Source organism: Changchengzhania lutea (assembly GCF_006974145.1).
GTDB lineage: Bacteria > Bacteroidota > Bacteroidia > Flavobacteriales > Flavobacteriaceae > Changchengzhania > Changchengzhania lutea.
Genome location: NZ_CP039456.1, coordinates 1,114,771 through 1,135,780, shown reverse-complemented (window position 1 = coordinate 1,135,780; position 21,010 = coordinate 1,114,771). Strand labels below are relative to the sequence as shown.

Annotated in this window: 27 protein-coding genes; 11 read left to right on the top strand and 16 right to left on the bottom strand. The window is 33.6% G+C overall.

The genetic code is table 11. The features are described 5' to 3' along the window. Positions 1-24 precede the first annotated feature (24 nt). The 6 genes from FAF07_RS05350 to FAF07_RS05325 form a co-directional block, all read right to left on the bottom strand. A complete protein-coding gene (locus FAF07_RS05350; RefSeq protein WP_142784131.1) occupies positions 25-903 on the bottom strand; it encodes an RNA polymerase sigma factor in 879 nt (292 codons plus the stop codon). A gap of 53 nt (positions 904-956) precedes the next feature. Beyond that, positions 957-1,376 (bottom strand): hypothetical protein, encoded by a 420-nt coding sequence (locus FAF07_RS05345; protein ID WP_221930770.1) that lies wholly within the window; start codon positions 1,374-1,376, stop codon positions 957-959. A 239-nt stretch (positions 1,377-1,615) separates the two neighbouring features. Continuing rightward, positions 1,616-2,722, bottom strand: a complete 1,107-nt coding sequence (locus FAF07_RS05340) for a DNA alkylation repair protein (protein ID WP_142784130.1) — start codon at positions 2,720-2,722, stop codon at positions 1,616-1,618. A 225-nt stretch (positions 2,723-2,947) separates the two neighbouring features. Next, positions 2,948-3,136, bottom strand: coding sequence for a hypothetical protein (locus FAF07_RS05335; protein ID WP_142784129.1), 189 nt, complete (start codon positions 3,134-3,136; stop codon positions 2,948-2,950). 303 nt (positions 3,137-3,439) lie between these two features. Beyond that, positions 3,440-4,312 carry an RNA polymerase sigma factor gene (locus tag FAF07_RS05330; protein ID WP_142784128.1) on the bottom strand — a complete coding sequence of 291 codons (873 nt, stop codon included), beginning with the start codon at positions 4,310-4,312 and terminating at the stop codon, positions 3,440-3,442. A gap of 62 nt (positions 4,313-4,374) precedes the next feature. Then, a complete protein-coding gene (locus FAF07_RS05325; protein ID WP_142784127.1) occupies positions 4,375-4,860 on the bottom strand; it encodes a YybH family protein in 486 nt (161 codons plus the stop codon). A 371-nt stretch (positions 4,861-5,231) separates the two neighbouring features. On the opposite strand from FAF07_RS05325, the gene FAF07_RS05320 reads away from it, so the two are divergent. Beyond that, positions 5,232-6,083 (top strand): helix-turn-helix domain-containing protein, encoded by an 852-nt coding sequence (locus FAF07_RS05320; RefSeq protein ID WP_142784126.1) that lies wholly within the window; start codon positions 5,232-5,234, stop codon positions 6,081-6,083. A gap of 75 nt (positions 6,084-6,158) precedes the next feature. Further along, complete coding sequence (locus tag FAF07_RS05315) at positions 6,159-6,593, top strand: SRPBCC family protein (RefSeq protein ID WP_142784125.1); 435 nt, start codon at positions 6,159-6,161, stop codon at positions 6,591-6,593. A 10-nt stretch (positions 6,594-6,603) separates the two neighbouring features. Here the strand turns inward: FAF07_RS05315 and FAF07_RS05310 are convergent, their stop codons facing one another. The 4 genes from FAF07_RS05310 to FAF07_RS05295 form a co-directional block, all read right to left on the bottom strand. Continuing rightward, the gene (locus FAF07_RS05310; RefSeq protein ID WP_246067778.1) at positions 6,604-6,834 is read right to left on the bottom strand and encodes a DUF1059 domain-containing protein; all 231 of its coding nucleotides are present in this window, start codon (positions 6,832-6,834) and stop codon (positions 6,604-6,606) included. An 88-nt stretch (positions 6,835-6,922) separates the two neighbouring features. Further along, positions 6,923-7,318 carry a hypothetical protein gene (locus FAF07_RS05305; RefSeq protein WP_142784123.1) on the bottom strand — a complete coding sequence of 132 codons (396 nt, stop codon included), beginning with the start codon at positions 7,316-7,318 and terminating at the stop codon, positions 6,923-6,925. A gap of 25 nt (positions 7,319-7,343) precedes the next feature. Then, positions 7,344-7,787: an SRPBCC family protein gene (locus tag FAF07_RS05300; RefSeq protein ID WP_142784122.1), complete on the bottom strand. Its 444-nt coding sequence runs from the start codon at positions 7,785-7,787 to the stop codon at positions 7,344-7,346. After that, positions 7,780-8,109 carry an ArsR/SmtB family transcription factor gene (locus FAF07_RS05295; RefSeq protein WP_142784121.1) on the bottom strand — a complete coding sequence of 110 codons (330 nt, stop codon included), beginning with the start codon at positions 8,107-8,109 and terminating at the stop codon, positions 7,780-7,782. The genes FAF07_RS05300 and FAF07_RS05295 overlap by 8 nt, the downstream gene beginning before the upstream one ends. Before the next feature lie 1,030 nt (positions 8,110-9,139). Between FAF07_RS05295 and FAF07_RS05285 the strand changes: the two genes are divergently transcribed. From FAF07_RS05285 to FAF07_RS05250, 7 genes are all read left to right on the top strand, one after another. Next, complete coding sequence (locus FAF07_RS05285) at positions 9,140-9,727, top strand: response regulator transcription factor (protein ID WP_317130334.1); 588 nt, start codon at positions 9,140-9,142, stop codon at positions 9,725-9,727. A 581-nt stretch (positions 9,728-10,308) separates the two neighbouring features. Further along, on the top strand, positions 10,309-10,662 hold the full coding sequence (locus FAF07_RS05275) for a single-stranded DNA-binding protein (RefSeq protein ID WP_142784118.1): 354 nt from the start codon (positions 10,309-10,311) through the stop codon (positions 10,660-10,662). A gap of 77 nt (positions 10,663-10,739) precedes the next feature. Beyond that, positions 10,740-11,120 (top strand): DUF6876 family protein, encoded by a 381-nt coding sequence (locus FAF07_RS05270; protein WP_142784117.1) that lies wholly within the window; start codon positions 10,740-10,742, stop codon positions 11,118-11,120. Positions 11,121-11,132: 12 nt separating this feature from the next. Continuing rightward, complete coding sequence (locus FAF07_RS05265; protein WP_142784116.1) at positions 11,133-11,330, top strand: hypothetical protein; 198 nt, start codon at positions 11,133-11,135, stop codon at positions 11,328-11,330. Positions 11,331-11,719: 389 nt separating this feature from the next. Then, positions 11,720-12,112, top strand: coding sequence for a BfmA/BtgA family mobilization protein (locus tag FAF07_RS05260; RefSeq protein ID WP_142784115.1), 393 nt, complete (start codon positions 11,720-11,722; stop codon positions 12,110-12,112). Positions 12,113-12,116: 4 nt separating this feature from the next. After that, a complete protein-coding gene (gene mobB, locus FAF07_RS05255; RefSeq protein ID WP_142784114.1) occupies positions 12,117-13,145 on the top strand; it encodes a MobB family relaxase in 1,029 nt (342 codons plus the stop codon). A 1-nt stretch (position 13,146) separates the two neighbouring features. Further along, the gene (locus tag FAF07_RS05250) at positions 13,147-14,742 is read left to right on the top strand and encodes a type IV secretory system conjugative DNA transfer family protein (RefSeq protein ID WP_142784113.1); all 1,596 of its coding nucleotides are present in this window, start codon (positions 13,147-13,149) and stop codon (positions 14,740-14,742) included. Between the two features lie 125 nt (positions 14,743-14,867). On the opposite strand, the gene FAF07_RS05245 is transcribed toward FAF07_RS05250, so the two are convergent. Beyond that, positions 14,868-15,260: a hypothetical protein gene (locus FAF07_RS05245; protein WP_142784112.1), complete on the bottom strand. Its 393-nt coding sequence runs from the start codon at positions 15,258-15,260 to the stop codon at positions 14,868-14,870. A gap of 71 nt (positions 15,261-15,331) precedes the next feature. On the opposite strand from FAF07_RS05245, the gene FAF07_RS05240 reads away from it, so the two are divergent. Further along, positions 15,332-15,619 (top strand): helix-turn-helix domain-containing protein, encoded by a 288-nt coding sequence (locus FAF07_RS05240; RefSeq protein ID WP_026753008.1) that lies wholly within the window; start codon positions 15,332-15,334, stop codon positions 15,617-15,619. 5 nt (positions 15,620-15,624) lie between these two features. Then, the gene (locus FAF07_RS05235) at positions 15,625-16,875 is read left to right on the top strand and encodes a type II toxin-antitoxin system HipA family toxin (protein ID WP_142784111.1); all 1,251 of its coding nucleotides are present in this window, start codon (positions 15,625-15,627) and stop codon (positions 16,873-16,875) included. Between the two features lie 191 nt (positions 16,876-17,066). Here the strand turns inward: FAF07_RS05235 and FAF07_RS05230 are convergent, their stop codons facing one another. The 5 genes from FAF07_RS05230 to FAF07_RS18485 are packed head-to-tail and all read right to left on the bottom strand — an operon-like array spanning position 17,067 to position 21,010. Next, a complete protein-coding gene (locus FAF07_RS05230) occupies positions 17,067-17,900 on the bottom strand; it encodes a DUF4138 domain-containing protein (RefSeq protein WP_142784110.1) in 834 nt (277 codons plus the stop codon). A 31-nt stretch (positions 17,901-17,931) separates the two neighbouring features. Continuing rightward, positions 17,932-18,861, bottom strand: a complete 930-nt coding sequence (gene traM / locus FAF07_RS05225) for a conjugative transposon protein TraM (RefSeq protein ID WP_142784109.1) — start codon at positions 18,859-18,861, stop codon at positions 17,932-17,934. Positions 18,862-18,891: 30 nt separating this feature from the next. Beyond that, a complete protein-coding gene (locus FAF07_RS05220; protein ID WP_142784108.1) occupies positions 18,892-19,506 on the bottom strand; it encodes a conjugal transfer protein TraK in 615 nt (204 codons plus the stop codon). Between the two features lie 20 nt (positions 19,507-19,526). Next, positions 19,527-20,369, bottom strand: a complete 843-nt coding sequence (locus FAF07_RS05215; protein WP_142784107.1) for a hypothetical protein — start codon at positions 20,367-20,369, stop codon at positions 19,527-19,529. Between the two features lie 2 nt (positions 20,370-20,371). Next, positions 20,372-21,010 carry a conjugal transfer protein gene (locus FAF07_RS18485; RefSeq protein WP_449384923.1) on the bottom strand — a complete coding sequence of 213 codons (639 nt, stop codon included), beginning with the start codon at positions 21,008-21,010 and terminating at the stop codon, positions 20,372-20,374.

The window sequence follows — 21,010 nt, the reverse complement described above, 5'->3', positions numbered from 1 at the left end:
ATATACTCAACTTTAAAGTGTGTTTTAGTCTAAATTAAAAGTATCCTTAATCGATTTTGATGATAACAACTTTTTAATTGATTTTAAATTGTCCGGACTTTGCACAAAAGGGTGATTATGAAATAGCTGTTGGTAATCATTGATCACTTCATTGTCATAAGCATTTGCCTTTTTGTTTGCCACCTTCCCAATAGTTGTAATTCTTTCTTTTTGAAAATGAAGATTTATGGGGTCAACATAGCCCTTTTCAATAAACCCAGTGGTTTTTCTGGCACATCTACACGGATTTTTTTTGTTCACCAATCCACATTTGTCATTCATAAAATTATAAAGTTGCTGTTTCGCTCTATGAAGTTTTACCCTGAAATTTGCTTTGGTAATTTCCATTACCGTGCTTCCGATTGTATCTGAAAATTCAAAAAGTTCGCCAATTATATAAATGAAGCGTTGTTCCCTATCAAGGCATAGGAGCATCCCTTTCATGCAACTTATTTTAGCTTCCTCAATAAGAATATTCTTATCTATTTTATAAATATAATTTGATAAAGATTCATTGGGTATGGTATCTAGTCCTTCTCCGAATTCGTCAAAAGACATTGGTTTGGTTTCATACTTCCCTCTTTTCATATTCAGGAAATGATTTTTGACAATACGATACAACCAAGTTCTAAAGTTACTTTCGTTTTTAAAAGTCCCTAATTTTGTAATACATTTTATTAATACCTCTTGTGTAATATCGGCAGCATCATTATGGTCGCTTACCATGGCTAGAGCAACATTATAGATCCAATTTTGATGTTTTTTAATTAGATTTTCTAGGGCGACTTTATCGCCTTTCAAAGCCTGGTTGATAAGGATATTATCTTCTTCCTTAATATTGTTAGCTTCAAACATACTTTTCATTTCCGCTTTTTTCAATGACCAAGTAAAGATTTAAGTCTGAACTTGGCCGTTTTTTACTTTGTTTCGAGCAAATTCTTCAAATTTACTAATTCATCTGCTAACAATAGTTTCTGGGCTGATAATGCCCCTTCCAATTGTTCTAAAGGCACAGGTGGTGCTAATAAAATAAATGAATAAATAGCTGCATTGCCGTTTTCTGAAACTCTTGAAAATGCCTTTCCGATACTTCCATCTGGCATCTTCATAACCCAATCGACAGTTCCCATATCTTTAGAGATTACTGTTTCCATTTCAATGCTCAACTCACCATTGGGGGTAACCATTATTGCAGATTTAGTATCTGCTTTTGTGAAGGCTTTTGTCCATAAGGGCAAGTTTTCTGGTTTAGCAACAAATTCAAATACATCTCTGTGGTTTGCATTGATTCCGATACTTTGTACGTCAAAGTTTTTTTCTAACATTTTTTTCTCCATTTTAAATCTATTTTAAGTGTTTGTCTAATTTAGACACATTAAAATGGTGACCGTTACAGTTCAGAATTGTGGCCTTCCCTAAAAAATATACGCAGTTAAAAGATGGGATGCTTTTTTTGAGATATAATTTAGGTCTTTCTTATACAAACCGAATAGAAGAAAATCCGCGAGTCCCGACGCTTCGGGATTCGTAAGTAGGCTTGTACTTGCAATTAATTTTATACGTCTTAAGTTTGTCTTTATTCATTTAGTTCAAAATCCCTTTTTTCAAATTCTGTTCCGTTTATTATAATAGATACTTGGTGTTTCCCTGTATGGAATTTTCGAGTTGTAATTATTTTAAAGGATTGCTTTCTATTAATTTTTGTTATCGATTGTAAAGAGTAATCTTTTTCGCTTATTTTAAATACTTTTTTCGATAAAGAGCCATTTGCTTTTTGATAATAAAGGCCATATTCTAATCGGATTTTTGATTTTTTGTTACTTGTGTTTACAATATTAAACGCGAATTCTAAATTACCACCAATTTTAACAATTGGCGTGATAATTTTAAATTCTGTTATTTTGATTTTATCAATTGCTCCAAAACCAAATAATTTCATTACTTCTAAATTTCCTTGTTTCAAAAGCGTCCTACAAGCGTGTTTGGTTAATGAGTCAGTTTCTTTTGTTTTACCTTTCCAACTTTTAACAAGGTTAATTACTCTTGTTGGATTGTCTTTAGAAATATCATTAAGATTATTTGCTACACTTCTTCTTACAGATTCCGAAACATCATTTTTTAAATTTTCAAGAATAGGAATTATCGGTTCTGGATTCTCTTTTAAAGATGGTATTGCCATTGCCCAAGGAAGTCTTGGTCGACAACCTTCCGTAGCAAGTCGCCTAACCATTGGATGTTTGTGATTAGACCAATCAAACATCTGCTTCAACATTGCTTTTTGATTATTAATGATAAAAGGTCTAACCGCAAATTCACAACTGACAAATTGAGTGATGGTTTCAAATGCGTTAGCAGAAGTGTTGTAATTATCTAATCCATAAACTTCTATAAAGTCAGGGAAAAATATGAATTCCAAGTTATCTGGTTTAAATCCGTTATTCTCCAATACAGGAATTAAATTTAATATTGTTTCCGCATTTTCATTAAAATCATTCGATAAGTGGCTTTTAAGAGTATGAGTTATATGTCTCATCCTTTGTTTTAATTCTCTGTCATTCCATTCATTGTCATAAATGCTATTTAAAAATGATTCTCTATTAAAGTCTGAAATGACTTCTTGAACTGATTTAATGAATTTGTCAAAAAAATCTTCGTTGTAAATATTTTTAAATAATTCTGCCATTATTATTTTGTAGCTAGTATGAGCATTACGCACAACGTGTTTCTTTAAGATTAGTTGAGTTGTTTAAGCTTCTAATTTAGCAAATACAAACCAAATAGAAAATCCGCTAGGATTTTTGTGAGTAGCCTCCACTAGTAATTAATTTTATACGGTTTTCGTTATTATTTCAGTCCGCTTACATATTCAAGTGCCTTTTCAGTAAATTCAATCCATTTATCTGAATGATTATTTGGGATTGAAATCCAACCTTTCATTTTTTTTTTCAGGCGCATAAAGGTGCGAACCTATTTCTGCTCCTTTAATTCTCATTGCGCTTTCTTTGCTTTTTTCGTCAAGTTTAAAAACCATATTTTCTTTCCAAAAAAATGCCGTGGTTTTTCCATTAGTAGATTTTATGCATTCAGCACCAAACATTTTCCCTTTAACTCATCTCGGGATTTCATTGATTATTTTATTAAATAAAATTTCAGATTCTGTCATTATATAGTTTATTCACCACTGTAATTAGTTCGATTTAAATATTTTTAAGTCTTAATTAGGCGTCTATTTTACTAATGTTCGTTAAGGCACATGGTTTACACAAGTTAAGTATATGAAAAGCAGTGAGATTATAAGCACTTACTTTTTGGTTAGCACAAAAACACAAAAAAGCACAGACTTTGGGGCTTGCACTTTCTTAGCCATTACTTATACTTTGCTAGGCTTTCGCGCTTTATTTTAGTCGAAATTAAAGGTTTCTTTTATTGCTTCAGATGAGAGTAATTTTTTAATTGATTTCAATTTATCTGGACTTTGTACAAATGGATGTTCTTGAAACAATTTTTGATATTCTGATATTACTTCTCCTTTATAAGTTTCTACTTTCTTGTCGATTACTTTATTGATACTGGCAATCGTTTTTTTCTGAAAATGTAAGTTTACTGGGTCTACAAAGCCCATTTTTATAAACCCCGCAGTTTTTCTTGAACACCTACAAGGATTACTTTTGTTTATAAGACCACATTTATTGTCCATAAAATTATATAATTGCTTTTTTGCTCTATGTAGTTTTACTCTGAAATTTCCTTTTGAAATTTCCATTATATCACTTCCAATAGTGTCCTTGAATTCAAATAATTCTCCAATGATATAAATCATTCGTTGTTCTCGGTCAAGACATAGTAGCATTCCTTTCATACAACTGATTTTGGCTTCTTTTACTAAAAGTTTATTTTCAACTTCATAAGAATAGTCAGAAAGTGATTCGCTTGGTAATTGGTCAAGTCCTTGTCCGAATTGTTCAAATGTTGGAGCATTGATTTCGTATTTCCCTCTTTTCATATTCAAAAAATGGTTTTTTACAATGCGATATACCCAAGTTTTAAAACTGCTTTTTTGTTTGAACGAATCTAATTTTGTAACAATTTTTATTAGAACTTCTTGTGTCAAATCTGCTGCTTCATCTTTGTCACCAACAAAAGTCAAAGCAATATTATAAATCCAATCTTGATGTTTTTTAATCAAATTTTCCAATGCTTCCTTATTTCCTGTAAGAGATTTTTCTATCAAAATAGTGTCTGTAGTTGTGAAGTCAAATAATTTGTTAGCCATTTCGTGTTTTGTTTAAAAATAACATTTTGCCTTTGTAAAGGCAAAATGTTATCAGAATTATCTTAATTGTTCATTAAGAATTGACCGTGAGGATTGTCTAATATCATTAGCCACTTTCCGTCTTCTTGTTTTCTTAAAACGGCAACTGATAATCCACTTTGTTTGATTACAGTTCCGTCTGGTGCTTTTCCTGTCATTTTCCAAGGTGCAATATGAGTTGCGATATTTCCTGTTATAAACACTTCGTGTCCACTATAAGTGAATACAGGATTGATCATTGACATACCTTGAAACATTTCTCGCAAAACGGTTGTATCTGAAATAGGTGATTCAGGCTCGAATACAACTACTGCGTTTTTTTCATAACAAGCCATAACGCCATCAATATCTTTATTTTGAAAGGCTCCTGTCATTTTTTCGATTGCGTTTAATACATTCTGTTGTTCTTGTGTCATCTTTTTTGTTTTAATTGTTTGAGCGTTAATAGTAATTGAAGTCATACAGAATAATATGACCGTAAGTAATTTTGATTGTGTTTTGTGAATCATAAAGTTTATTTTTTGTTAATAATATACTTGCTTTATAATTTAGACATAGTGGAAAGATGACTGTTACAGTAAATGATAATTTATTTTGAAAATGGTCGTTTTTGTATGAAACATAATTAGTTATATTAACAATAAAGACATTTATATTATTGCACGGTTACCTATTTACGCTTGTACAGCACTCATTTTTGAGCTATTTAAAAATTGGTTAATTGTGCTTCCTATTCCTTTAAGGACCTTTATTCTCACTGTTATTTTAATACTCTATATGGTTTATGTGGGTTTACCCGTACTTTCTATTCTACTAAAGAAATGGTTGGGGAAATGATTAGCTTTGTAGTAATAAATAATAAGCGGTTTATGTACAAAAAATGATTATAGAAAGTAAAACATTTACATTTTTGGGCAAAGCGGTTTTTAATAAGATTATTATCAGGCCTCCTTTTGAGCTTCCAGGTAAAATGATTCAAGAAGCATGTTTTATTTACGTTCTGGAAGGACAACATATTGAGATTTCTGAAGATAGCCATCTGTCGGTCACCAAAGGTGAATCTGTTTTAAAAAAATGCGGAAATTATCTATCGAGGGTGAATGTTACAAAAAAAGATGTATTGAACAATATTATCACCATCCACTTCTACCCTGAAACTTTAAAAGCAATATATGCAGACAAATTGCCAGATTTTTTGAAACAATCCAATAAGGTGGTGGTTCCAAACATGACCAAGGTAAAAGCCAACGGACTACTGGAGAAATATTTTGATAGTCTATTATTTTATTTTGAAAACCAGGAATTAGTAGATGATGAAATTTTAAAGTTAAAGATCAAGGAATTGATTCTTTTGCTAGTAAAAACTCAAAATGACCAAACGGTATTTTCAATCCTTTCCAATTTATTTACACCTAGAATTTATAACTTAAAAGAAATAATTAATGCGCATATTTATACTGCTATTTCAATAGACCAGTTGGCCAATCTAACTTTTTTGAGCCGTTCATCCTTCATAAGGGAATTTAAAAAGGAGTATAACCAAAACCCTGCTCATTATATAAAAAACAAAAAATTAGAACGGGCTGCAGAGTTGCTCACATATTCATCTGAACCCATCAGTGCTATTGCATATGACTGTGGTTTTAATAATCCTGCCCATTTTTCAAGGTCTTTTTATTCTAAATATAACGCATCTCCATCGAAATATCGTTTGGAACAAATAGGCAACTGATTGAACCGATAAGTAAAATCTAATTTGTGCTATTCTTTCATCTTTGTATCATTATTAACTAATAAAACATTACAAATGACGAAATCTGAACAACAAGTAATACGTACAATTGATGTTACACCTGAACAAGCTTGGGAAATAATAGGTTCCGGTAAAGATGTAGATAAATGGTTTCCTGAAATGATCAAAAGCTGTAGACTTGAAGGAACAACCCGTGTTTGCGGCCTGGAGCAAGGAGAATTAATCGAAGAAATTCTTAAGATTGATCATGAGAATAAAGAGTTTAAATATACTTTTATTAAACAAAGCATGATTCCTAACATTCATAATATTGTCGGAAATACAAGGGTTATGGCTGATGAAAATGGTAAAGCCGTGATTAATTGGAGATGGACTTTTGATTGTGAGGATCCCGAAAGCGAAAATGAGGCAAAAGAAGCATTTAAAGGAGCCGGGAATATGGGAATTCTGGGAATTGAAAAGTTTATATTGGAAAGGAAGAGGGTGTAGTATAAATTTACTAGTCGTTCTGAGGTAGGACGTTAAATTCTTTTCTTTTGTTTTCAAACCATTCATTCATTGCTTTAGGTGATTTCATCAGGTCTTGCATTTCATTCATAGCCTTAAGATGTGCTTCGTCTTTCTTTTGGAACATTTCCATACCATGTTTTTTACTCATTTCAGCCATTTCTTCAAATGTATTGGCATGGAATTCTTTGTCACATGCTCCTCCTAATTGTTTACAAGTCATTGTTTTCATAATATCTAGTTAAATTAAAGTTTATAATCCTATTGAATATTAATAGTTGTTTATTCTAAAAAAATACTAAACCTCTTCTTTATTTAAAATAACTTCTTTTTGTATATATGACTATTATAAAGATAACACTAGCGACGATTGGAATAAGAATTTGCACAAGTCCCAATTGTTCTCTTACGGTAAAAAAAGCAACTGTGTTATTGAGAATGAAGAATCCTATGTAAAAGAAGGCCCATACCGGAGCCCATGGTTTTCTATTCCATAAGCCGAATAGAAAGATGATTGGCCCAATAATATCTAAAAACAGTACAATTAGACTGGCAACTATTCCATGCACAAATATTCCAAAAAGAGGTAATCCCGATTCAAATAGATTAGGAAGATTTAAGACAGCTCCTATAGACCACAAAATAAACACCACAAAAAGTATTTTTAAAGCTAGTGGAATTGGCTTCCAACCTGTTTGCTTATTCATAATTGTCTTATTTATTATTTTATTTCTATTTTAGAAACTCTTCCAACCTTGCAAAAACAGAGCCCCAACCATTCATAATACCCATTTTTTCTTGTTGTATTTTATATTCCTCTGTAGGATGAACAACATTAAAAGTAAAGTTGGTTTTATTACCATTTCCCTCAAACATCGCTTGTATTTCTACACCTTCGGTCATTGGTTTGAAGTCCGCTGATGAAATTATCTTTTCAAGTTCAACAATCTCAGAATATATGCCTTCTGCAATAAATTCTTTCCCGTCTGGCATTGGCATAACATACTTCCATTTCCCTCCAACTTTAAAATCGTGTTCAATTACTTTCGTTTCCATTCCTTTTGGACTCCACCATTGCGCAATATGTTCAGGTTGTGTCCAGGCTTCCCAAACTAATTTTATAGGTGCATGAAAAGTTCTTTTTATGGTTACAGTTCGGTTGTTTGAATTACTCATTATCTTTATTTTTAGTTTGTAATTTGGTTAAATAATCCTCGAAAGAGCCTAATTTGTCTTCCCATAGTTTTTGATATTGTTCTATCCATAAGAAGGCAGGGATAAGGTTTTTAGGCTGAATCTGACAAAATCGCTCCCTACCTTGTTTTGTAATATTTACTATGCCGCACTCTTCCAGAATTTTTAAATGTTTTGAAATTGCAGGACGGCTTACGTCAAATTTATCAGCTACTGAATTCACTGTTAGGGTTTCATTTGCCAATAACTGAATAATATCTCTTCTAACAGGATCCGCGATGGCTTGAAAAACGTCTCTTCTCATGATATCATGTAATTGATCGGTTACAAATATAAGCGAAACCATTCAGTTACGCAAATAAAATAATAAATGTTTATTTGCGTTGGTAAATACTCATTAATATATTGTTTATTATAGGTTCACTCTCCATTAGGTATTCTGATATCTACTTTCGTCTTAATAAAAGTACATTTGATTATATAACAAGTTGTTGCTATACCGAAAAACACATGGACTAAATTGACAAATTATTGGGCAAATTATAAAATAAAGAATGGCTCACAAACACTATTTTTGCAATAAAACGAAATGATAATCGATTATAAGACAATAGATTTATTTGGCATAATGCTGTTTGAAACAGTGATTTTAAAACCGCCTTTTAAAAAGCCAAATCCAATGCCAAATGAAGCGTGTTTTTTATATATAATAGAGGGCGAATACGATTCTGTTTCGGAAAATGAACAATTACGAATCCATACTGAAGAATCTGTATTGATGAAATGTGGTAATTATCTATCCACGACGTTGGTTGGATTTTAGAAAAGTATCCGACAAATACCCATTACTTCGCGGAGAATTACATGATATCTTTAAAAAAATAGAAAAAAGTGAAGATTCTATAGAATTTAAATCACGCTTGAAACAAATTTTGGACACTTGGAAACTAGTTGAGGAAAGTTCAAATCAATAAAAGCCAGTTCAGTATAGCCATGCAATAGGGTTATTCCTCAATATTCGAGATTTTGTTGAGAGTTTAGATTTTGCGCTTATATGAAAGCATTAGGTATCCCATAAAACCTTCGTCTTACAGTACAATTGAAGCCTGTTTTTTTGTATGATTTATATTTATTGGACTTAAAGTACTTTAAAATTATAGAAACGTTATGTTAAACTAATAGGAGCAACTCTTTTTAAGCAAATCTTAAGAAAAACCAAATCTTAACTTAATTAAAAATTGTAACTTTTGCCCGATGAGAATTTTAATAGTAGAAGATGAACCAGGTATATTTAACTTCCTCAAACAAGGCTTAGAGAGGAAGAGTCTTATGCTGTGGACATAGCCGAAGAAGGCAAAAAAGGGCTTGAAATGGCTCTTTCTGGAGAATATGATTTATTGTTATTGGATTGGATGGTGCCAGGTATAAGTGGTATAGAAATCTGTCGCCAATTCCGAAAGGAGTTTCAAGAAACACCCGTTATCTTTTTAACAGCGAAAGACACACTAGACGAGACTATTTTTGGACTTCAAACTGGTGCTAACGACTATATAAAAAAGCCCTTTCATTTTGAAGAACTATTAGAACGAATCAAAGTACAATTGCGACCAAAATCTGGTGAACATTCCATCTTTAAACTTGGCGAAATCACGCTGAACACTGCAACACATCAAGTCTTTAAATCTGAAGAAGAAATAGCCCAAACCCAAGAAGAATTTGCCTTATTGGAATATCTAATACGTAACAAAGGGTTAGTGTGCCGAAGGTCACGAATTATTGAAAGCGTTTGGGACATTCATTTTGACTACAATACTGGTGTTATAGATGTGTTTATCAACGCACTTCGTAAAAAACTAAAATTAGGAAAAGACGATAATTACATCCAGACCATTAGGTTCAGCACCTTTCCCTGCATTCCGTAAAAACTACATTCCAGCAAAAGAGCTTCATTCACAAAGGTCTTGGACCTAATCCACACTTTTGACTTTCCATTTCGTTAACCCTTTCCGATCCTCTGGAAAGGATCAGGTCATTCCAAGTAAAAAGCGTGAATCAAGTCCGCCAAATAGGAATATAAATGTATTTGCGTTTTGTTCCACTTCCTATGAATTTGTATTTCACAAAAGATTTAGACTCACAACCCAAGCCACAACTGCCATACTTTTTTTTGTCAGCAAAATAACAACATTCAGCTTTGAACGACAGCATAACCAGGCTCACTTCGACTGCGCTCAGCGCAGGCTACCCTCGCACTTTTTATATGTCTAAACAAACCTGAATATTGAACAGCGCCAAGCAACAAAAAGAAGGTAACAGTGGTGGCTCTATGGGAAGTAAATCTAAAATGAATCTTATGAAATCTTACAAAATCAATAAAAAGGAAGCGGAACAAAAGTTAAAAAAACAAAAAAAGGAAAACGCTCGGGATATAATAAGTAAATCAATAACAAAGCCTTTCTGAATGGTTCAGATAGGTCAATATTAATCTTTAAATTTTTTAATCATGAGTACTCTAAGAAACAAAGTACAGTTAATTGGCAACGTAGGAAACGAGCCAGAAATCACAAACCTTGAAAGCGGAAAGAAAGTTGCAAAATTTTCAATCGCTACAAATGAGTCTTACAAAGATTCTAAGGGCGAAAAAGTGACGAACACCCAATGGCACAATATTGTGGCATGGGGAAAGATTGCCGAAATCGTAGAAAAATATGTAGGCAAAGGAAAAGAAGTTGCGTTAGAGGGAAAATTGACCTCACGCTCTTATGAAACCAAAGCCGGAGAAAAAAGATACGTTACCGAAGTGGTCGTAGATGAAATCTTGCTTTTAGGAATTAAAGGCGATAACGCTACAGAATAATCTAAAATTAAAAGAGAGCGTTCCTGTCAAAAAGTGCGCTCTCTTTTTCATTATTAACCTTATTAAATAGATAAACAATGAATGATAAAGGTAACAAAATAAAAGCCGAATTACAACATTTTTGCGGTACGGAAATGTTCTTTAAAATTCCATTAATTGGAACTCGGTTTACGGACGGATTGAAATATTTAGCAAACGAAGCGCAATGCTTTTGGTTGATTACAGATGCATCAGTAATTGCAAAAAGTCTATCGAATAGAAGTGAATTTATTACGGTGGATTTTAAGCGACTTTCTGAAAAGGAACAGTTTGAAAAGCAATGCGAAGCCATCATTAATTATAGCGACGGAAACGATAATATTTTTGAAACACATCGCTATAATGTAACCGATTTTCCATTGGATGAACTGCGATTATTTTTCGTGAATAATACGCTAATGCTTCCAAGCGAATACTAAAATTTTTCGGTTATGGTATATCTTAATTACACAAACCTCGATGATGAAACGCAAGAGAAATTGCTTTCGGTTTCCAAAGAAGAGGTAGAACATAAATTTGGAAAAGATTTGAAGCAGTACGCCGAAGAAAATCATATTAATTATGATACTCTGTTGGAAGAAGAAGCCATAAGAAATCTATATTCTTATGACTACGTTTTTAATATTTAAAAGTATAATTATTAAGCTCAAGACCTTTAATTTTTTTAGAGGTCTTTTTTATGCGCTCATTTTATTTTTTGCAACAAAAAGAGGTGTTTGTTAAAGATACTTTTAAACTTCAAGAATTAAACTCTTAAAAAATCGAATTACAATTTATATTCCAGTAAAAGCCATTACATTTTTGGATGTAATGGTATTTTTTTGTCCAGCGAGCTGGACGAAAAGGAATAGCAAGAGGGTAACACGGCAAGCCGGTGTTTCGATATTCAGTTTTTACAAAACACTAGTAAAATCAACACTTAACAGCGATTGATTGTTTTTGTTTTTGAATGGTAAGCATTGTTTTTTCAGAAAAAACCCTCGCAGCCCAATAAAAACAACAAATTTTTTCAGAAAAAATGGATAAAGGATTTGAAAAAGAGCGATTTGAGAAGCTAGGAATTAAGGTTTCTGTAGCAGACAGATTTCGAAAATTTTGCAAGAAAATGTCTAAATCCCAATCGATGACATTACTTATGATGCTTGACTTTTTTGAAGAAAATGGTATTTCGCCAAACGAAACTTTAGGTCCGAATATGCAAACTTTAGAGAGTGAAATCAAGAAACGAATCAATGCGGTAATTGCCATTATAAAGGACATCGAAAAGCACCATGACAAACCCACAACAGCGATGTTACAATCCTTGTTTATGGAGTTAGAACCCAAACAAAAAAAGCTGATTTTGGAGAAAGACCTCAAAGAAAAGAAAGTGCAGTTTGCAGAAAAATTAGATCCTAATAATCAATTATAAAATCATGTACATCACAATCACAGCTCAAAAATTAGGAGGAGATTATTCTCAAAGTTCTGCGGATTTTGCTGAGTATCTGGAGAAGGAAAATCAAGGTTTGGAGCAAGAAGATATTGAGCATTTTTTTAATCAATATGGCGATGAAATTAGTGCCAAAGAAGTAGTAAAGGAAATTGATGGAAATACCGCAAAACTCAAAAAGAAAGAGCCGAAATTTTATTCAATTACAGTTAGTCCCAGTAAATATGAATTGAAAAAATTGCAGAATAATTCCGAAGATTTAAAGAAATATACCAGAGCTATAATGAACGATTATGCAACGTCCTTCAATCGAGAAATTAATGGCAAACCGATAACCGTTGACGACATAAAATATTTTGCTAAAATTGAGCATCAAAGAACATTTAAAGGGACAGATAAACAGGTAAAAGAAAACCAACCTTTTGCAACTAAAATCCTTCAGCTAAAAAATGAAATTCGAAAAATAGAGAATCATCAATTAGATGGGAATATCAAAAAAATGAAATCCCAAATCACCAAACTTGAAGCCGAAGCACCACACCAACAAAATGGAAAACGGATCGTTCAAGGGATGAAAAAAGACGGTAACCAAAGTCATATTCATATCATCGTAAGCCGAAAGGATGCATCAAATTCTGTGAGCTTATCGCCAGGATCTAAATACAAAGCTTCGGAAGTTGAGATGCATGGTAAAATTGTAAAACGAGGGTTTGACAGAGATTCGTTTTTTGAGAAAGCGGAAAACACATTTGACAAAACTTTTGCTTATAAACGCAACTATGCAGAATCCTATAAGTCGAAGAAAGATTTTATAAAAAATCCCAAGCTCTACTTTACAACATTGTTGGGATTGCCAGCAAGTGAGAAAGCGATAGCTTTTAAAATGCTCGCAAAATCTGGAGTACCAATAATGAGTATTCCAACTAATCAAGTTCAAGTTGCCTTAAAAACATTGAGATATTTAAAACGTGGTGTAGAAGTGGCAATTAAATCGGGTTCAATAGGTATATAATATGGAATTACAAGGTATCACATTTACGATTGGGTTAATACTTGGAATGAGCTTGGTGTTTTTAAGTTTGTTTAGAATAAGTCGATATGCCTTTTTAATAAATCTTATTTTGACTTTGTTATGTCTAGGACTGCTTTTCAAAACAAATCGTTTTTTAATGCAATGGTTTATACAGCTACTTTATATTGGTTGTCCATTATTGCTTATCAACACAGTTTTGTATGTGTTTCTTCATAAAGAAGATGAAACTTTTGATTCTAATAATAAACACCAGGTCCATTTTAAAATAAAGCGAGGAAGTTTCAGAATTAATAACATAAAACGAGGCGCTTCAATTATTGGTTCTGCAGGAAGCGGAAAGACCGAGAGCGTTGTTTTTAATTTTCTTCAGCATTTTAGCAAGCACAAGTTTTCTGGTGTGATTCACGATTATAAAAACTTTGAAATCACAGAAATGGCATTCCCTTTATTTGAAAAGAATGAGATAGATTTTAAAGTCATTTCATTCGACAATATATATGACCGCGTAAATCCAATTGCACCAAGATATATGACCAATGAAGAAAGTGTAAATGAGGTTGCAAGAGTGCTTATTGAAAACCTTTTGGAACAAAGGGAATCCGGAAGTATAGGGACAACAAAATTCTTTAATGATGCAGCAGAAGGTTTAATTGGTGGTTTGATTTGGAAACTACGAACCTCATACCCGCACTTTTGTACGTTACCACATCTAATAGCCATTTATCAATTTCTGGACACAGACAGTCTGATTGCTTTTTTGAGTTCTAACACCACATCGAGAGCGATGGCAGATGCGTTTATTAGTGGTAAGGATTCCGACAGACAAACCGCTGGTGTAAAAAGTACTTTGGCCAATGCGCTCAAAAAGATAAGCACACAACACATTTTTATGGCATTGTCTTCAGATGATGTGCCTCTCGATATTAATAGCCAGGAACAACCCATAATTATTTCCGTAGTAAATAATCCAAAATATGAAACTGCATATTCACCAATAATCGCAACTATTATTCACACCATTATAAAACAAATGAGTGTGCGAAATTCAAATGCGTCGTTTCTTCTTATGGAAGAAGCGCCAACCATTCGATTATTAAATATGCACAGGATTCCAGCCACATTGCGAAGTTATGATATTGCCACGATTTACGTAATGCAAGACAAAATACAGAATGATATGATGTATGGAGATAAAGCGAGTAAAGCGATTTTGAGTAACCTATCCTACCAATTCTTCGGAAAGGTAAACGATCCTGATACCGCCAAATACTACGAGCGCTTTTTTGAAATCGTAAAGAAAGAAACCACAAGCGTCAATCGAGGACATAATCTTAATTTTGATACACGAATTACAACAGGCGAGCGAGAAGTTGCTAAAATTAGAGCTGATGTGTTTTTCAGATTAAAAGAAGGCGAGTTTATAACCTTTGCTGATGGAAAGGACAGAAAAGTACAGTTCAAACTTCCTAAAATAGAAAAGCGATTACCAACGAAACAACAGAACTATTCTGATGCCGATTTACAAGCTAATTTTGATAGGGTTTATAAAGAGGTTAAGTCTATTTTTAAAAATTGATATCTGTATCTTTATTGCGATATGATTTAGAAATTAATAACTGCGCTGAAATTATTGTTGATTTAGGTGGTCCAATAGGTGGTGTAACGAGTGGTGTAATATTGGTCTATTAATACTATTTCACATTAAGGAATGTACAGCGGCTTATATGATAATTTTCCTATACTTATACTAACTGGCTTAACTATTTGCAAAATTTTCACATTTTTATAGTTGTCTTTGACATTGCTTAATACAGCTTCAATAAAGTCTTGTTCCGCATCATACATGGTTTTTGGGTCAAGGATATTCTCGGCTACTGTATTATAAAGTAGCTTTTGCTCTTCAACATTAGTTGAAAGTTTCACAAACTCTGGGTTAGAATCCAATTCATCATTAAGTGAGTCCCTATCTGAAAACCAAATATAATTTTCTTTAAGCTCGCTTAAAGTATTTTCATTGGGTGGACGGAATCGAAATACAAAAGGTCGTCCCATTTGTATGGCCAATTCATGGTCTTTATTAAAAATACTATACATAATTGCTAAACATTTTAAATTGTCGCTAATTTACAGCAAAAATCTTATATTTGTCTTAAATAAGCAACATTATGAATTCTAAGAAAGCTATAGTTCTTCCTAAATATCTCAAAATTTTTGAGCAAATAGGAGAAAATGTAAAGCTTGCTCGTAAGCGAAGGAAGCTTACCACTGAGCAAGTTTCTGAACGTGCAGGTATTCATCGAGCTACCCTTTATCGTATTGAAAAGGGCGACCCAGCTGTGGCGATTGGTTTGTACTTTAATGTATTTAGGGTGCTCAATCTTCAAGATGATTTTCTAAAGTTAGCCGTGGATGATGAATTTGGCAGAAAACTGCAAGACCTTGATTTATTATAAATATTATGGCAACAGGAAAATTTGACATATACGTATTTGCAGATTGGTCAGCTTTAGGGAAACCAACCTTGGTAGGCGTACTTTCCGCTCACTTTGCCAAAGGTAAAAAAGCATTCAGTTTTGAGTATGACAAGGATTGGTTAAAAACGGATGCACAAAGATTGTTAGACCCAGACATAGATTTTTACTCAGGTCCACAATATCCAGCTAACAAAGAGAATTTCGGTATCTTTCTCGACAGTATGCCAGACACTTGGGGTAAGACTTTAATGAAACGTAGGGCTGCTCAAGATGCTAGAGCAAAGAATGAAAAAGCAGGCACACTCTATGAAATAGATTACCTGCTCGGCGTTTTTGATGAAAGTAGAATGGGTGCTTTGCGCTTTAAAACTGAATTGGAAGGTCCTTTTTTAGATAACGATGCACATAGTCCAACACCACCGTGGTCATCGCTAGGAGATTTGCAGGAAGCTGCTAAACAACTAGAAAGTGATGACCAAAGTGAAGCCGTAAGAAAATGGATTGCTATATTAATAGCACCAGGTTCTTCTTTAGGAGGTGCGAGACCCAAGGCAAATATTTTTGACACAAAGAAGAACCTATGGATAGCAAAGTTCCCATCAAAGACAGATACAATAGATAAAGCTGCTTGGGAGTTTTTAGCCTATCGACTAGCCACTGCGGCAGGAATACATATGGCAGATTCTAAAATAGAAAAGATTAGCGGTCAGTATCACACGTTCCTAACTAGACGATTTGATAGAGACCATGGAAAACGCATTCACTTTGCTTCAGCTATGACTATGACTGGAAATACAGAAGATATTATAAAGGAATCTGCACCTAGTTATCTTGAAATTGTAGAGTTCATAGAAAATTATGGTACAGATGTATCAGCTAATTTACATCAACTTTGGCGGCGTATCGTATTTAACATAGCAATTTCTAATACGGATGACCATTTGCGAAATCACGGATTTATATTAACTGAAAAAGGTTGGATCTTATCGCCCGCCTATGATTTAAACCCCTCGATAGAAAAAGGTGGTTTATCTCTAAATATAGATATGGATGATAATGCTTTAAGCTTTGGTTTGGCTAAAAGTGTTGGCGAATATTTTAGGCTAAACAATACCGAAATGGAGACTATTTTAAATGAAGTATTAACTGTGGTCAAAGATTGGAAAACAGTTGCAAATAGAATCGGTATAAAAAATTTGGAGATAGAGTTGATGTCTAGTGCTTTTAATGTATAGTGACTTAAATTAGAATATGGATAAAAAAAACTATTGTGTTCTACTCTTGGTAATCTGACTTGCCCAAAGAAACTAACTTAAATAATCCTTACTATTAAAAAGATCCTTTTTCCCTCGGTCCTTTGTTAGTCACTTTCCATTGGTAATTCTCTTTGACCAGTTTAAAAACAACAGGGCTTTTCAGAACGTTATTAATTTGGGTTATTGATATATCTGTGTGATATTTTCATATCAATATTTCGTTCGCCATCTTTCTCGTTCAATTCTAAAATCACCCTTCGGTCATTGGATAATGAAAATTTGGGCAACACGTAAACGAATCTTGTCATCTTACCTTCTGCAATTTTTGAAGGCAGATGGTGTTTGTAAATCGGTTCTTGATACAGACGCTGTAAAGATTTCTTTTTTCCTTTTTGTCGCGTTTCAATGGAAAGGTTCAAGAAATTCAAATCGTAATCCAAAGTAGAATTATTCCTAATTTGAATAACGAAGTAGAGTTCTTCTTTATCAAAAACAATATTTTCAAGCCTCAGGATAACACCATTATTTCGCTTTGTATTCCGACCAATATGTTGTTTTCTGTAAAGTAGATAAGAGCAGAACTTTTGATAATAAAATCTACTGTTATCAATACCTTTTTCAGAGGTTTTACCCTGAATCAAATCTTTAACTTTTGGTTTTTCATTCCCGATGCTACTTGTCATTGGGATAAAATAATTGAGCTTTGAAAGCTTCGCTTTATACCTTATGATATACGAAAAAATTGAACCATTTCTATTGATTACCAACAGATTACTTTCTTTTCCTTGTTTGGCTTGAAGTAAACCAAAATATTGCTCTTTTTCACGATTGTAAGTGAATACAAAATTTTCTGAACCAGTTATACCTTGTCGTATGGGCTCCGGGAAAAAGAGTGCCACATTTTTGATGTCGTTTGCATAAATGGTGTCAAGGATGTTTGGTTTTTGCGCATTCATAGAAGCGGAAACAATAATTAGAGTCAAAATGCTGATATACTTTTTCATAAGAGTGCGTTTTTAAATACCCATTATGGGCTTATAATTTTGGTTTTAGAATAAGTTTGTAGTTGTTCAATACGGTAACCTTCACGTTTCGATTACTGCGTCTAAGTACTTTTGTGATTCCGCCTACCTGCGGAACAGTTGGGATATTGATATCGCCTATAACATCGTCCAGAACTTCATTTGTGGCTTCAGCTCTAAAGTTGTTTTCTACATAAATACCTTCACTACCGTCCTGCAAATCGAAAGCTTTTAGTTTTGTGGGATGATGATTGATATTATCAATTTCAATTAAAGCGCGATTAGGCTGAAAGCTGATAAACCCAAATAAAAGTGTGTTCTTAGGTATTTGTTTATTATTGATTGTTGCAGCTTTAGTAAGTCGCATTCTCAACCTGGTATTTGCTTTTACAATTTGGTCGCCATCAACAATCACGTAAATTGTTGCATCCGTATTACCGATAATTGAAAGGGCATTGGGTTTGGGTGCAGCAGCAAAAAACAGTTGATGTTCCAGACCTAATTCTTTGGCTTGAATCTTTAGTTTTCTCAGGATTTCGGCTGAATCAATTTTTACAGGTTGCTTTTTCTCGATTTTCTTTTGTCCGAAGTTTTCATATCTTTTTTCGGAATATTGAATTTTGCCTGCATTATAAATACTATCTACTATACGTTTCTTTTCACGTTCTGGCAGATGTGGATCGTAATAACCTAAGGAATCAATTAATTTTTCATCATAGATACTAGGTGCATTGTTTTCACGCACTTCTTTCAAATCATTAAGAGCATCCAGTTTGGAATCGTACTCTTTTTGATTTTCTTCCAAATCTGGTATCAAGGTCTGTTCAAGGTTGTCATTTTCATTGTCATCATCACCCATTACCATCACGGAATAGGAAATCAGGAATATGAAAACTATGGACAATACTGCTACAAATACTATTTTGTTCTTTTGTACTTTCATAATCGTTGTTTTTAAGTGCCAAGTATCGGCTCAATTTTCATCGTTCAGTTTTTTTAAAGTGCTTTCGAAATAATTGGTAATCAAAAGTCCGTGCGGATTGTTGGGGAAGTTTCGGTCAACCATAATTAGGCTTCCTGTGGAAACCAATTCATACGTGTCAATTATAGAACCTCGATTGATTTCAAAAATGGTTGTTGTGGTAAAATCATACGAGCCATTGTTTTCACTTATTTTCGAATCGATGCTCAGTACTTTTTGAACTAAGGAATATTGCAATAACCGATTATAGACGCCATCAGCTTTTTTCTGGCGATATAGATTATCCACGGAACTATTTCCCAACCAAAGCGCCTTTTTTAAATTCTTTTCATAGTTGCTTGCATCGATGTTGTAGAAGTAGTTGTGAAACAATTCTAAATGTGCCAGAGCTTCAACTTTAAAATTTTCTTTTTGGCTCACGAGCTTCAGAGGAATGATACTACCATCAGTATTAATGGCAAAAGCGCTATTCATCGCATTTTTGTTGGTAGTAAATGCCATCCAAACTGAAAAGCTACTGGATAGCAAAGCGCAAACAACGACTGCCAAAACGATGAATCGATTGATTTTTAAGACGTTATAAATATTCTTGTATGGTGTTTTCATATTTTTATTTTTAATCTGCCTTAGGCAGTAAATAATCTGAGTGTAAAAGACGTAGCGCGTTTATATAATTTGAATTTCAGGAATACGATAAAGCCTACCGAGCCCAATTGCACAACTGGTGCGAAAAAGCCCTGGCCAAAGTCAGAACCAAATAAGTTGGTCCAGAAATTGGTATTTATTTCAGTATATATGGCGTTGACAAATACATTGACCAAAAAGAAAGCAGGCACTAGCATATAGACAGCTGCATAAAGTTTGAAAAACGTGAATGCAAGTGAACGGAATTTTTCAAATACAGCCAAACTTATAACCAAAGGGAAAAAGGCTTGCATGATACCTAGTAGAAAGAAGCGTTCTGCTAAGAATAACGGATAGATGAAAAGGTCAAGAATCCACAAAATGGTGCTTAGCATGAAGGCTAAAATTTTGAATCCATAAAGTGGTGTCACTAAAGCTTCATAAAGCAAGGTCATTGCCATACTTGCAGCATCAAATAAACCTACATCTTCTTCAATCGGTAAATCCTGTAATTGCAATGGTAATAACGCGGGTGCAGTCCCTCGATATTGTCCTTCAATGGCAACTAAAATACCATCGAAAAACCCTAACACCTGCGTTGAAAATATCACTAAGATTACTACAGCAAAATTCTTTGCTAGTTCGCCAGGACCCAATCCCCAAGAATAACCGTCTTTATCCGCAATACCTTCATTGTACTTTTTTAGGATATTGACCAGAAAAAACAATACTGCAAGTGTTTTCATTCCTGCAATGGTATATTGCGAGAAACTGCTGTTCTGTATGGTCTGGAAAACCGTGTCTATATATTCTAGACCAATTCCTAAAATGATGGTTGCGGTCATTTCTAATAGTTTGTTTCGCGGTTATTAACTTTATCCTGCATTTTTCTGAAGGAGATAATGTCCCTATACCGTTTCGTTTTCGTAGTAATGTTGGAAACCATTTGTTTTGATTCCAGCTCTTTTTGTTTTAGAATTTCGGCACGTTCGGCATCGGTCATTTTTAGGTAATCGCTAGATAGGATTTCATCAATAAAATCTACCGTGTCTAAAGAGTTTTGCACTATGGCATCAAAGGATTCCGCAACTCTGGTAACTTCTTCTGGTTTGATATAAGGCGAGTTCAGAATATCCTGTAAATCATTTTGCATGACCTGAATAAGACGTTGATTGTTTTGTGCAATTTCCTCAACCGCTCTGAGTTGTTGCACCACACTTGATACTTTCTCAATGCTTTCCTTGGCATCCTTCAAGAATTGTACAGACTTAATCATTTGAGCGGTCTGTTTCCCAGATTCCACAAGTTGTTTTACCAAACTGATAAAATTGGTATTGTCATAAGTGGGCATTCCTTGGGCGGTAGCACCGCCAGGCAATAAAAAGGCAATAGCAAAGATGAACCCTACAGTGAATGTTTTGATTTTTGTTTTACTCACAGCAAATCTATTGCTGACCTGTACTTGAATTTTTTTTGAAAATTTCAT

Coding starts and splice junctions, on each gene's coding strand:
- FAF07_RS05350 (WP_142784131.1), bottom strand. CDS start 903: ATGAAAAGTATGTTTGAAGCTAACAATATTAAGGAAGAAGATAATATC.
- FAF07_RS05345 (WP_221930770.1), bottom strand. CDS start 1,376: ATGGAGAAAAAAATGTTAGAAAAAAACTTTGACGTACAAAGTATCGGA.
- FAF07_RS05340 (WP_142784130.1), bottom strand. CDS start 2,722: ATGGCAGAATTATTTAAAAATATTTACAACGAAGATTTTTTTGACAAA.
- FAF07_RS05335 (WP_142784129.1), bottom strand. CDS start 3,136: ATGTTTGGTGCTGAATGCATAAAATCTACTAATGGAAAAACCACGGCA.
- FAF07_RS05330 (WP_142784128.1), bottom strand. CDS start 4,312: ATGGCTAACAAATTATTTGACTTCACAACTACAGACACTATTTTGATA.
- FAF07_RS05325 (WP_142784127.1), bottom strand. CDS start 4,860: ATGATTCACAAAACACAATCAAAATTACTTACGGTCATATTATTCTGT.
- FAF07_RS05320 (WP_142784126.1), top strand. CDS start 5,232: ATGATTATAGAAAGTAAAACATTTACATTTTTGGGCAAAGCGGTTTTT.
- FAF07_RS05315 (WP_142784125.1), top strand. CDS start 6,159: ATGACGAAATCTGAACAACAAGTAATACGTACAATTGATGTTACACCT.
- FAF07_RS05310 (WP_246067778.1), bottom strand. CDS start 6,834: ATGACTTGTAAACAATTAGGAGGAGCATGTGACAAAGAATTCCATGCC.
- FAF07_RS05305 (WP_142784123.1), bottom strand. CDS start 7,318: ATGAATAAGCAAACAGGTTGGAAGCCAATTCCACTAGCTTTAAAAATA.
- FAF07_RS05300 (WP_142784122.1), bottom strand. CDS start 7,787: ATGAGTAATTCAAACAACCGAACTGTAACCATAAAAAGAACTTTTCAT.
- FAF07_RS05295 (WP_142784121.1), bottom strand. CDS start 8,109: ATGAGAAGAGACGTTTTTCAAGCCATCGCGGATCCTGTTAGAAGAGAT.
- FAF07_RS05275 (WP_142784118.1), top strand. CDS start 10,309: ATGAGTACTCTAAGAAACAAAGTACAGTTAATTGGCAACGTAGGAAAC.
- FAF07_RS05270 (WP_142784117.1), top strand. CDS start 10,740: ATGAATGATAAAGGTAACAAAATAAAAGCCGAATTACAACATTTTTGC.
- FAF07_RS05265 (WP_142784116.1), top strand. CDS start 11,133: ATGGTATATCTTAATTACACAAACCTCGATGATGAAACGCAAGAGAAA.
- FAF07_RS05260 (WP_142784115.1), top strand. CDS start 11,720: ATGGATAAAGGATTTGAAAAAGAGCGATTTGAGAAGCTAGGAATTAAG.
- mobB (WP_142784114.1), top strand. CDS start 12,117: ATGTACATCACAATCACAGCTCAAAAATTAGGAGGAGATTATTCTCAA.
- FAF07_RS05250 (WP_142784113.1), top strand. CDS start 13,147: ATGGAATTACAAGGTATCACATTTACGATTGGGTTAATACTTGGAATG.
- FAF07_RS05245 (WP_142784112.1), bottom strand. CDS start 15,260: ATGTATAGTATTTTTAATAAAGACCATGAATTGGCCATACAAATGGGA.
- FAF07_RS05240 (WP_026753008.1), top strand. CDS start 15,332: ATGAATTCTAAGAAAGCTATAGTTCTTCCTAAATATCTCAAAATTTTT.
- FAF07_RS05235 (WP_142784111.1), top strand. CDS start 15,625: ATGGCAACAGGAAAATTTGACATATACGTATTTGCAGATTGGTCAGCT.
- FAF07_RS05230 (WP_142784110.1), bottom strand. CDS start 17,900: ATGAAAAAGTATATCAGCATTTTGACTCTAATTATTGTTTCCGCTTCT.
- traM (WP_142784109.1), bottom strand. CDS start 18,861: ATGAAAGTACAAAAGAACAAAATAGTATTTGTAGCAGTATTGTCCATA.
- FAF07_RS05220 (WP_142784108.1), bottom strand. CDS start 19,506: ATGAAAACACCATACAAGAATATTTATAACGTCTTAAAAATCAATCGA.
- FAF07_RS05215 (WP_142784107.1), bottom strand. CDS start 20,369: ATGACCGCAACCATCATTTTAGGAATTGGTCTAGAATATATAGACACG.
- FAF07_RS18485 (WP_449384923.1), bottom strand. CDS start 21,010: ATGAAATTTTCAAAAAAAATTCAAGTACAGGTCAGCAATAGATTTGCT.